This window comes from Cohnella baijiui (assembly GCF_020731285.1).
Classification (GTDB): Bacteria; Bacillota; Bacilli; order Paenibacillales; family Paenibacillaceae; genus Cohnella.
The window spans coordinates 222,607-234,217 of sequence record NZ_JAJFOW010000001.1; the positions used below are offsets into that span (position 1 = coordinate 222,607).

Below are 11,611 nucleotides of genomic sequence, written 5' to 3' on the forward strand. Positions count from 1 at the left end.
TGGACCTCCATTCGCTCCGATTCTCAATTTGGATATATGGTTTAGACTGGCATCGTTTTTATCCTATTACAGACGGGCGTTTTTTACATGTCCGAATATGCGACATCGCGGGCGGCAAAGTCCGACACGGCTTCAATTCAGCCAAAAAACGAGCGCGCGCCGGTCCCGCTCCGCTCCGAGCCGGAGCAGCGCCTCGCCCGCTTCCGTCTCGGTGACGGGCGCGCCGTCCCACTGCTCGACGCTGAGCTTGGACAGCTTCTGCCGCCGCAGGATCGATTGGAAGGCCGCCTGGAGCTGCGCCGCCTGACGCGCTTCGGCCGCGCCTTCGCCGGCCTCCGGCATGCGGAAGACGCGTTTGCCGTTATTTTCGATCCAATACGTCCAACGGTCTCCGTCCATCAACAGGAAGTTGCCGGGCTTGCGGGCGAACGAAGCGCCTGACACCCCTTCGGGCCAGTCGACCATGAGTCCGAACGGATTGGCCGGGTCCGCCGACGACAGCACCGTCCAGCCTCCCGCCGCCGGAAGCGGCTGCCGGACGGCTTCGCTGATTTCCCGCGTCGTGAACTGCAGCGTCGACATCCCCCGGATAAACGTTCCGCGCGTCACGACGCCCCATTCTTCCAGCCGCTTCAGCAGCGGATAGAGATCGTCCCAGGCGAACGGCGACATCCGCGCCACGAGCTCGCGGTTCACCATCCCGTACACGCGGAGAAGGTGATGCGTCCATACGAGCGGGGGCGACTCCTCCCCTTCCGCCGGCGGTCCGCCGGCCGTCGGCAGGCTGGTCGGCGGCGTGCGGCCGCGGCCACCGCCGTCGCTCCGCGTCTCCGCATCCGCATCCTCATCCTTCAAAGCGGAGACCGCGTACCAGCGCCCGAGCCCCGAGCCGGCTTTGTGCCGCTGCGCGGTGCGGGATGTTTTCGATTGGGCGTGCAGCCGGAGAGGCGCGAACTGGTCGTTGGAGACGCGGCCTTCCCAGACGAGGTCGAGCAAGTCGGGCAGCAGCTCGGAAGGCGCGGCGTCCATCTCCCGGCTGAGCCGCGTCAGGAAGCTGGCGCCCCCATGCTCCAGCAGTTCCAACAGCCGCGGGTGCTTGGTCGGTTCTCCGCTCCGCGCTTCGGCGAACGGCGCGTACAGCGCCTTCGACTCCGCGAGAAAGAAGGCCAGCTTGCCCTCCTTGTCCCCTTCGCCTTTGCGGCCGATCCAGAGCACCTCTCCTGAGGCGCACAGCAGGTCGAGGTCGTCCTTGCGGTAATTCGCGACCCGGCTCGGGAAGATGATCGTCTCCCAGTGCGAGAGCGGCAAGAACAACCCCTGCAGCCGTTCGATCGCCTCGCGCAGTCCTTCGCTGCCTTGCACCTGCGTGCCCGGCATGACGTGCTGCAGCATGGCGATCTGCCCGCACCACCGGGCGGGATCGACCGGCTCCGCCTTGCTGCGGGCGTGGCGGATCGACAACCGTACCATGCGGGAAGCGACTTTGGCGCTCGTGTAGAGCCGCTCGTCTCGGCTGGCGGCGTGCGGCGCTTGCGTGATGGTGCCGTCCTCGAGCCACTTCTCAACCGTGCGCCTCGCTTCCTCCAGCTCCAGCGACGGATAGCGATCGCAGAGCTCCGTCTCCGTAAAGGAGAGCCGATGATCGATATATCGGCCGAGCACGAAGGCGACGGAAGCGGGTGAATGCGGGAAGTCCGCGTACACCTCTCGCTCGTCGGCCGGGATCCAGCGAAACTCCCCGTCGCCCGCCAGGTCGAGCGGCAACGCCGCGCCTCGGCTTCGGAGCGTCTCCAGCCAATCCAGCGCCCGTTCCTCTCCGGCCAGCTTGACGATCTCTTGTGCAGTCAGGTCTCCCCGCTGCTTCAGCAAGACGGCGAGCGCCTCCGGATCGCCCGGCTTGCGCGCCGGTTCCTCGAGACGCCGGCTTTCCTCGGCGAGCGCCTCCTCGCTGATCGCTCGCCCCATCGCTTCCTCGCCGAACAGTTGCGCGGTCAGCTCCTTGCTCACGTTCATCAGTTGGAGCCGCGTCGTCTCGTCCAGTCCGTCGCCCTCGTACAGCTTCATGTTCGCGTAGTCGGCCACGAATTGCGAAGCGAAGGGCGACGGAAACGGCGTCTCCCGGACGACCAGCTCGACCTCCCCGGCCGCCACCGCTTCCAGCAGCTGCCGCAGCGGCGCGTAGCCCAAATATTCGTGCAGACATTCGGACATCGCTTCCCGCAAGTAGGGGAACTGCTCCGCGTACGGCAGCGCGCTGCGGAGCAGCTCCTCGCTGCGCAGCCGCTTTTGCCACATCGGCGTCCGCGTGAAGCTGCGAGACAGCAGGAGCGACGTTTCCGCGATTTTGCGAAAGGCGATCGCCAGCTGCGGCGAACCGGTGATCGCTTCGGTAAGCAGCCGCTCCAGATTGCCCGGCGACACCTGGTACAGCACCTGCAGCCAGGAGGCATCCCATTCGGGCAGCACGAACTCGATACCGTCGTCCTTGGCGTTCCCGTAAAGCCGGTACGGCAGAAGCTGCTCGAACTGCCGCTCGATCGCCAGCAGCCAGGCGCGGTTCACCGCCCGGCCGCCGGGATGGTGCACGACGACGTGCGTCTGGTTCATGACGTCGCGATAATGCTCGATCACGATCCGCCGGTCCGTCGGCAGGCCGCACGCGCGGTGCTGCGCCCGCACGAACGACGCGAGCGACTCCGCGGACAGCCGGTCCATCCCGGACGTCTCGGCGAGCCAGGCGCAGAACGCCTCGTCGACCTCCCGCTCGGCCGCCAACGCGTCCGGTCCTACAGGCGCCAGGCGTCCCTCTTCGGTCAAGCCGAGCCGATCTTCGGCATCGCGCAAAAAGGCGCCGATCCGTCGGCCGAGCTCCGGAGATCGGCCGCCCGCCTCGTTGCGCCAAAACGGCACTTCGCTGAACCGGTTGCCCGATTCGGAGACATATACGCGGTCGCTGCGAATCGCCCGGATCATCCAGGAGCTCGTTCCGAGCAGGAACACGTCGCCCACCCGGCTCTCCTGAATGAACTCTTCGTCGACCTCGCCTAGATTCGCCCGACTCTCCAGATGATGGACCGGGTAGCCGCCGCTCTGTGGGATCGTCCCCGCCCCCGTCACCGCCGCCATACGGCTGTTGTTCCGGCGGCGGAGCGTGTCGGCCTCCCGGTCCCAATCCAGCAGCGGCCTCGCGAACGGATAAAACCCCGCCAGCACCCGGAGCATGTCCCGCAAACGATCAAGCGGATAGTTGCGATAGCTGTCGCTGCGGCGGATCAGCCGGTGCAGGTCGCCGACGGGCCAATCGTCCATCGCCGCCATCGCGACCGCCTGCTGGGACAGGACGTCCATCGGCCCCTCGGGAATGCGAATCTCCTCGATCTCGCGCCTTGCGATCTGATGGCTCAGCACCGCAATCTCGGGGAGCTGCGCCTTCTGCCTCGCGATGACGACGCCCAGGCTGTCTTCGCCGACGGCGTGTCCCGCCCGTCCGATTCGCTGAATGCCCCTCGCGGCTTCCTGAGGGGAGTCGATCTGGATGACGAGGTCGATGTGGCCGATGTCAATGCCGAGCTCCAGCGAGGAGGTCGCGACGAGGCAGCGCAGGCTGCCGTCCTTCAGCATTTGCTCGACCTCGAGCCGGCGGTCCCGCGACACGCTGCCGTGGTGCGCGCGCGCCATCTCGTAGCCGACGTGGTCGTTCAGCCGCAGGCATAGGCGCTCACACAGGCGCCGGCTGTTCACGAACAGCAGCACGGAGCGGCAGCCCGTCATCGCGGCCATGAGTCGGTCGAGCAGCGGCTTCCAGACCGCTTCCCGGTCGGCGGACGCGACGCTCGGGTCCGGCATCGTCACCTCGACGCGCATCCGCTTGCGGATCGCGCTCTCGACGATCGCCACCGGGCGCGGCAGGCGCTCGCCTTCCGGCTGCGGATCCTCCCAACCGCCGAGAAACCGCGCCACCCGCTCCAGCGGCTTCTGCGTGGCGGAGACGCCGATCCGCTGGAGCGGCGCGCCCAACCGCCAGGATAACCGTTCTAGCGACAGCGACAGATGGGCGCCGCGCTTGTCCGCCGCCAAATCGTGAATCTCGTCCACGATCACCGTCTCGGCGGTGGACAGCATGTCGCGCCCTTTGTCCGAGGTGAGGAGGAGATAGAGCGACTCGGGCGTCGTGACCAGCAGCTCCGGCGGCCGGCGGAGCATCGCCGCGCGGCGTGCCGGCGTCGTGTCGCCGGTCCGAACCTCGCAGCGGATGTCCGGCGGCGCCATGCCAAGCTCCTCCGCGAGCGCCTTCAGCTCGTCCACGAAGCGAACCGCGTGGTGGGTGATGTCGTTGTTCAACGCCTTGAGCGGCGTGATATAGATGATGCGGACCCCGGGCTTGCGCGGTTCGCCCGAATCGCGTACCAGCCGGTCCAGGCAGGGCAGCAGCGCGGCCAGCGTCTTGCCGGAGCCGGTAGGCGCGGCGATGAGCGTATGCTCGCCTCGGCCGATCGCAGCCCACGCTTGGACCTGAACGTCCGTCGGATCGCCGAACGATCGGGCGAACCATTGACCGACCAACGGGTGAAACGGCAGCTTTTCGTACGCGTTCATGCCTGTTCCCTCCTTCGCGGGAAATCGAATCATGGCGCCGCCCGCTCATTCCGGCGCGACCCCATATGGATGACGTGCGCCGTTTGGCTGCGCGCCTCGTAGAACAGCTTGCGCTCGCGGTTGAACAGACAACGCAGCAGATGCAGAGCGAAGGCCGCGTCCGCCAGGAAGACGATCATCGCGAGCAGCAATCCGACGGCCGGGCTCGACATATGTCGTGCGGCCGACACGAACAGTACGTGCATTCCGCCGAGGACCAGGTAGAGCAGCCCATACCGGACCGCGAGCGACCGAAGCGTCAGCCGGTCGGCTTCCCCGCGCAGCCGAATGCGCAGCAGCCATTTGCCGAACGTCCAGCCGTTTGTCCAATAAGGGATCGCGATGAAGTAGACGGCGATCAGCCAAACATAAGAGAGCGGAACGCGCAGGACGGCAAAAATCGCCGCGAACGGCAGCAGCAGCATCCAATCGAACAGGAACGCCAGCGCCCGCCTCGTATAGGTGACGCGCTTGCGCGACAGATCCACCTTTTCGTCCAGCCGGTCGATGCGCGGCAAACGCTGCGAGAGCCAGGCGGACAAGACGTAACCGAGCATGCCGCCCGCCGTGTTGAGCATCAGATCGTCGACGTCGAACAGACGGTACGGGTAGTCAAAGATGCCGTAGATGCCCGTCACCTGCGTGATTTCGAAGAAGAGCGTCAGTCCGAACGAAGCGATCAGGCACGCCCGCCAGGAGGCGCGGAAGTAGTAGCGTAAAAAGATGCCGAACGGCACGGTCAGCAGGACGTTAAATACCGCCTGCAAAAACGCCCGCTCTTCGAACAGGCGCAGATAGGTCGAGGGTTCGTCGGGTACCACGCGGGTTTCGCGGGCGATGTCCGACAGAAATTGAAACGGAATCCACTGCGCGTACGATTCCACGGCCGGCGGCGCGTTATGAACCGAGCTCGGCATCGGCAGCAGGATGAGATAAACCGCGTTCATCAAATAGAGCAGAAACAGATAGAGAAGCAGCGCGCGGTATTTGTGAATATATCCGTGCCTATGATATTGCACGACGAGGAACGGCAGCGTAAACGCGGCCGCCGCGATCGGAAACGTCGCGAACGCGTAGGACACAGGATAGAGATAAAACTGCAGCACGAAGATTTCCCCCGCTCTGGTCGGTGAATAGGGCGCGGCAATGCGGGCCGCCTCCGCGCCGCGAGGTCGCGGCGCGCTGCGTTACGACGGCACCGTCGAATGTCGATCGACAATCCGCGCGAGGGTGTCGGCGGCGTCTTCCGGACGGTCGGCCCGAATGACGGCCGCTGCTTCAGGCACATAGGATTCGCTGGAGAAGGCGTAGCGCGGATCGTAATAATGCGTCAGCATCCGTTCGACCGCCTGATCGTACCGCCCCTCGTCCAGGTGCGACTCGATTTCGGCCGCCACGGGCGTATGCAGACGGGACTTGATGAGGCGAAACGCTTCGCGGCACGCCTGCCGGTTCTCCTCCGGACGGTAATCGTCCAGAATCGTCTTCACGCGGGCTTCGATCGGCAGCTCCATCCACACATGCAGCCCCTCTTCTTTTTTCCGCTGCAGCATTCCGGGCATCGTCACCTTGCCGATCCGCTTGCTTTCGGCTTCCATAAGGACGTAGGGAGCATCCTCGTAGCGCTTCAGCTCGTCGAACAGCAGCGCGTCGAACGTCTTTTGGTTGCGGCTATGCAGGCCGATATGGCCGAACACCGATCCCCGGTGGCCGGCCAACCCTTCCAGATCGAGCACCGGATAGCCGCGCGCCTTCAAGTCTCTCAAAATCGCCGTCTTGCCCGAGCCCGTGTTACCGTGCAAGACGATCGCCCGGGGAGCGAACGCCATTTCCTCGAGCGCTTGGACGACCGCTCTCCGGTAGGCGCGATAGCCGCCCGTCAACCGGAACGCCTGAATGCCCATGAGGGAAAGAACGGTCGCGGTCGTGCGGCTGCGCATGCCGCCCCGCCAGCAGAAGACGGCCGTCTTGCCCGGAAGCTCGGCGAATTGCCTTACGAAGGCCGGCAGCTTGACCGATACGATCTCGAGGCCGCGCTGTTTGGCCGCTTCCACGCTCACTTGCTTGTAAATGGTACCGATTTCGGCTCGCTCCGCGTCGTCGAACAACGGAATGTTCAAGCTGCCGGGAATGGTGGCGTCCCGGTATTCGCCCGGCGAGCGGACGTCAACAACAAGCAGCTCGCCGTTCCGCCTTTTTTCCATGAATGTGTCCAGCGCGATGTCTTGCAGCATACGATCTCCTTCTCTTCTTCCGCGGATCGTTTTCCTCAGTCTGCGACCGTGATCCGGCCCGGTTCGTTCTCGGTGGCCTCTCCGATTTCATGCGCGTCCACGCCGGCTTCCCGCAGGTCGCGCAGCAGCGCATCCGCCTGCGCGGGGTCTACCGCGATCAGCAATCCGCCGGACGTCACCGCGTCGCACAGGATCAGCCGATCGGTCTCGTCCAGCAAAGGCGCAAAGTCGACGTCCGCCCGAACGTGGTTGTAGTTGTTCTTCGTGCCTCCGGGGACAAATCCCCGTTCGGCCAGCTCCCGGACCCGGGGCAGGATAGGCACGTCCTCGCGGCGAAGCCGGATGCCGACGCCGCTGCCCTTCGCCATCTCCAGCGCATGGCCGATAAGCCCGAAGCCCGTCACGTCCGTGCAGGCGTGCACGTCGTACGGCGCCATCGTCTCGGCTGCCCGCTTGTTCAGCGTGGCCATCACTTCCGTCGCCCGGCGGACTTCCTCCGGCGACAGCTCGTCCTTTTTGATGGATGTCGTCAGGATGCCGATCCCGATCGGCTTGGTCAAGATGAGCCGGTCGCCCGGCTTCGCGCCGGCGTTCGTGCGGATCCGGTTCGGGTGGACGACGCCGGTGACGGCAAGGCCGAACTTTGGCTCCTTGTCGTCGATCGAGTGGCCGCCCACAAGCGTGACGCCCGCTTCCGCGACCTTGTCCGCCGCCCCCCGCAAGATATCGGCGAGGATCGACTTGTCGAGCGTAGAGATCGGGAACGCCACGATGTTCAGCACCGTCAGCGGCCTGCCGCCCATGGCGTAGATGTCGCTGATTGCGTTGGCGGCGGCGATCTGACCGAACGCGTACGGATCGTCGACGATCGGAGTGAAGAAGTCGACCGTCTGCACCATCGCGATCTCGTCGGTCAGCCGGTAGACGCCCGCGTCGTCGCTTGTCTCCAGACCGACGAGCAGATCCGGATTCGGCGTGCCCGGCGGCAAGCTCCGGATCACCTGGGCCAAATCGGCCGGTCCGATTTTGCAGCCGCAGCCGCCTTTGCTCGAGAGAGACGTTAATTTGACAGTTGGAGCAGTATCCATCGCTTTTTCTTCCTCCCTGGTATGAACCTTATACTTGAATCGTACACGATTCCGCAAACGCAAAGCAAACGCCGGCCCCGGGACGCAGCGAGGGAGCAGGCCGGTCTGCCGGCTGCTCCCTCGCTCTGATTCCTGCTGTCGCCTGCTTTCGCCCGCTAGGCGACGTTAAAGTCGAAATAGTGTTTTGGATACGGCTCCTTGGCAAGCGTATAATGCCACCATTCCTTGCTGTACGCCGTAAAGCCCCGCTTCTCCATCGCTTTCTTCAAGAGCTGGCGGTTCGCCGCCTGCGCCTTGGTCAGCCCCTTGGCGCCGTGGCCGGACTCAGGCCCCAGAAAGTCCACGATGCCGCCCATATCGAGCTCCTCGCCGGTCTTGACAGAAACGAGTGTCAAATCGACAGTGCTTCCGCGGGAATGTCCCGACTTGGAAGCCAGGTAGCCTTGCTTGAACAAATCCTTTTTGTTTACGTTCGGGTAATAGCGTTCCTTCATCTTCGTATCCTGAGGGTCCTTGGCCCAACGAATGAAATCGTCGACTGCTTTTTGCGGTCGGTAGGCATCGTAAATTTTGAGGGCGTAGCCTTGGCGGGCCAGGTCCTCGTTCACCCGTTTCAGCGCCTGGGCAGCCTCCGCCGTCAAGATCGCCACCGGGGCTTCGTAGCCGTCGATGCTTCTCCCGACGAAATTGGTGTCGCTGTAATAGCCAATATGAATGCGAATGTCCGGCGCGACTTCGTCCACGTAGACGAAACCTTTCGGAAGCTTGTGCGCTTTGGCGACCTCCGGAACGGCATCGGCTGCCTCCTGCTTCGGAGGCGTCGGGTTCGCTTTGGAAGCAGCGGCCCTATCGGCGAATGCGCCCGAATGCCCTTCCCCCAGCAAGGCGATCAACAGGAGTGCGATCAGAAGTCTCATAAACAGGTTCTCCTCCGGCGTTACGGGGTTCGACGCGAATCTCGCTATCTCTTTGCATCATCGCATAGATTCGCCGATCCGCGCAACACCGCCGGGCTCCGTCTTCGTCCACTTACACCCTTTCCTTCCGCTCCGTTCGCTTTTCAACCTTCCTCCTGCTCAGGTCTCCGTTCGCTTTCTTTCACTTCCGCTCAGGTCAGCATACCAGCTAGATTTTTCGATGGTCGCTGGCCATGATGTTTTTCACTTTTGTCGCCCATGTACCGCTGGCCGGACAATATTTTTTCGCGACCTTTTCGATCGTCGTGTAACCTTTGCCCACGTAGTTTTTAGCGAGAAGCTGTCCGAATTTGCGGATGCTGTCCTCCTTGGAGGAGAAGCTGAACGCTTTGACGTTTTCGCTGCCCGTCACGGCGTTGAGTCCGAACAGGTTGTTTTTCGTCTTGGCCAGCTTGCTTTTCCCGTTTCCGCTCTCCAGCTTCATGACAGCAATCGTAAAATAGGCGTTGATGCCGTACTCCTCTTCGATTTCCAGGATGGCGTCCTCCAGGCCGATATTCGCGAGCGCGGTGCCCTTCAGAATCGTGGCGATATGTTCGGCGGTCAGCCCGGAATCGGACTTGACGGCGGACGTCGGCTTGTTCGGCTGACCCAACGGCTGGGGTTTCGGCGCCGGTTTGCCGGGAACGGTCTTCGTCCCCCCGGTCTTCGCGGACGCGTCCGCGCCACCGGTTCCGACCTTGAGCTTGGGCTGCGGAGGCTCGTCGGACTTCGGATCCTTGTCTGTGGACTTCGGATCATTGACCGTGGCTTTCGGTTCATTGACCGCGGCTTTTGAATCTTTCGCCGTCGCCGGAGAGCTTGCATCAGCCGCCGAAACGAGTTTGGCGTACCCGCCGTGAACGTAACCTTCTCCGCGCAGTCGAAGCCAGCCTTCATCGGATTTGCCGACGACCTCGAGGAGCGTGCCACGGGAAACGACGTCGAGAATTTTGGACTTGGCGTATGGATTCGCGCGCACGTTCAAAAAGTACGCGGTCACTTCGTACGTATCGTATGTAGGGAGAATAGCCGGACTCGGCGCGGGCGAGGGTACGGGCGAGGATGTGGTACCGTCCAGATCATCGGAGGCATGCGCGCCTTCCGTGCCGGGCGCGGGCTGCTGCGGCGCGGGAAGGGTGTCGGCCGGCGCCGAATCGTTCGGGGACGATACGGAAGCGTCGGGGAAAGCGGCAGGCTCGGTCGGCTCGGTCGCGTCGGACGGCGACGCGGCCCAGTTCGGCGCCGGAGCGGAGGGCGTTTGCCCGTTGGCAGCTGCAAGCGTCGGGACTGCCACTACGGGAACGGCGGATACGGCTTCGGCCGCGAAGGTCCGTTCGGTAACGATATTAGAAGGTTGAACATTCATGCCCAAAGTCAGGAGCAGGGTCGCGCACAGCATGCACACGAACCAATAATGTTTCACGAATCTACGCATGACTACACCTCTTTCTGTTGATGGGGGGTGGAGGATGCTCGATTGATAATGGTTAGATTGTACATATGCGTCTCTGAAAAGCATGTCAAACGATATGCGAAAATCGCATGTTTTATTGTCGTATCGGCCTAGATGAGAAAATGTTCATGGACCTAAAAAAACCGCTTTCAACGCAGTTCTTCAAATGGCCTCCCCGAATGACAATCGGCTGTCGTCTTCTGGGGATTGGCGTGCCGTCCGTCGGCTAGCCCGATTGCGATCTCCGGCCATCACACATTCTCCTCCCATCCGATCGAAAACAACTCATTTCGCCTACGTTTGAACGATATCCCTCTCGTTCAGGATGCCATCGGAATAAGCACGATTTTTACTCGTGTCCTCCGCTTTAACAGGGCAATGGAATCATCAGAAGTAGGGGCATCGTCACACCCACTTTTGCAGTACTCGCACGTTATCCCCTTCGCTCAGTTTGAATTCCCCCCATACCAGCACTCGCACGTTATCCCCTTCGCTCAGGATGAAACTCTCCAATAAAAGCCCTCGCACGTTATCCCCTTCGCTCAGGATGAACTCTCCCAATAAAGGCCCTCACACGTTATCCCCTTCGCTCAGGTTGAACTCCTCCAATACCGGCACTCGCACGACATCCCTTTCGCTCAGGATGAACTCTCCAATAAATGCCCTCGCACGATATCCCCTTCGCTCAGGTTGAATTCCCCCCATACCAGCACTCGCACGATATCCCCTTCGCTCAGGTTGAACTCCTCCAATACCTGCACTCGCACGACATCCCTTTCGCTCAGGGGAAATTCATCCGAGAGAGAACTGCGCTAAACTTGGGAAGCAACATTTTCGAAACATTCAATAATGCCTCTGCACTTTGAACAATGGGATAAAGAGCAAAGATCTCCAGTTCGATACGCGAAAAACCGTTATGGATTGTTTCTGAGCGAAGGGGATATCGTCGTAAAGGCGTGGAAATAGCTTTTTGGCTAGTAACGACGGCGGCGCAAATTATGAGGCAGGATACATGAGCGAAGGGGATATCGTCGCAAAGGCGGAAACGGGACATCTCGGGTGGATTACATTCTTGCGGGTAGCTACCTGTGTGAAGGGGATATCGTCGTAAAGCAGCTGATATGGCAAGGTGGCGTGCACCGTACCCCTTGTCAGGCTCAACCTGAGCGAACGGGATAACGTCATAATGGTGTGGAAAAGACATATTGGCGGGTAACGTCGGCGGTGCAGACTATGAGGCTT

General features: G+C 62.3%; 7 protein-coding genes. All 7 read right to left on the minus strand.

Features of this window, described 5'->3' with window-relative positions:
* Positions 1 to 132: 132 nt before the first annotated feature.
* Positions 133 to 4,596, minus strand: a complete 4,464-nt coding sequence (locus LKX83_RS00995) for a DEAD/DEAH box helicase (RefSeq protein ID WP_227879995.1) — start codon at positions 4,594 to 4,596, stop codon at positions 133 to 135.
* Between the two features lie 29 nt (positions 4,597 to 4,625).
* Positions 4,626 to 5,741 (minus strand): VanZ family protein, encoded by a 1,116-nt coding sequence (locus tag LKX83_RS01000; RefSeq protein ID WP_227879997.1) that lies wholly within the window; start codon positions 5,739 to 5,741, stop codon positions 4,626 to 4,628.
* Positions 5,742 to 5,822: 81 nt separating this feature from the next.
* Positions 5,823 to 6,869: a tRNA 2-selenouridine(34) synthase MnmH gene (mnmH, locus tag LKX83_RS01005; RefSeq protein ID WP_227879998.1), complete on the minus strand. Its 1,047-nt coding sequence runs from the start codon at positions 6,867 to 6,869 to the stop codon at positions 5,823 to 5,825.
* 35 nt (positions 6,870 to 6,904) lie between these two features.
* Complete coding sequence (selD, locus tag LKX83_RS01010; RefSeq protein WP_227880000.1) at positions 6,905 to 7,957, minus strand: selenide, water dikinase SelD; 1,053 nt, start codon at positions 7,955 to 7,957, stop codon at positions 6,905 to 6,907.
* 155 nt (positions 7,958 to 8,112) lie between these two features.
* Positions 8,113 to 8,874 (minus strand): M15 family metallopeptidase, encoded by a 762-nt coding sequence (locus LKX83_RS01015; RefSeq protein WP_227880002.1) that lies wholly within the window; start codon positions 8,872 to 8,874, stop codon positions 8,113 to 8,115.
* Positions 8,875 to 9,082: 208 nt separating this feature from the next.
* The gene (locus tag LKX83_RS01020; protein ID WP_227880004.1) at positions 9,083 to 10,351 is read right to left on the minus strand and encodes a glucosaminidase domain-containing protein; all 1,269 of its coding nucleotides are present in this window, start codon (positions 10,349 to 10,351) and stop codon (positions 9,083 to 9,085) included.
* 656 nt (positions 10,352 to 11,007) lie between these two features.
* Positions 11,008 to 11,130, minus strand: coding sequence for a hypothetical protein (locus LKX83_RS33810; RefSeq protein ID WP_255654236.1), 123 nt, complete (start codon positions 11,128 to 11,130; stop codon positions 11,008 to 11,010).
* Positions 11,131 to 11,611 lie beyond the last annotated feature (481 nt).

What these genes read in the sequence shown, in the direction of transcription:
- LKX83_RS00995 (WP_227879995.1), bottom strand. Translation starts at nt 4,596, where the DNA reads ATGAACGCGTACGAAAAGCTGCCGTTTCACCCGTTGGTCGGTCAATGG.
- mnmH (WP_227879998.1), bottom strand. Translation starts at nt 6,869, where the DNA reads ATGCTGCAAGACATCGCGCTGGACACATTCATGGAAAAAAGGCGGAAC.
- selD (WP_227880000.1), bottom strand. Translation starts at nt 7,957, where the DNA reads ATGGATACTGCTCCAACTGTCAAATTAACGTCTCTCTCGAGCAAAGGC.
- LKX83_RS01015 (WP_227880002.1), bottom strand. Translation starts at nt 8,874, where the DNA reads ATGAGACTTCTGATCGCACTCCTGTTGATCGCCTTGCTGGGGGAAGGG.
- LKX83_RS01020 (WP_227880004.1), bottom strand. Translation starts at nt 10,351, where the DNA reads ATGCGTAGATTCGTGAAACATTATTGGTTCGTGTGCATGCTGTGCGCG.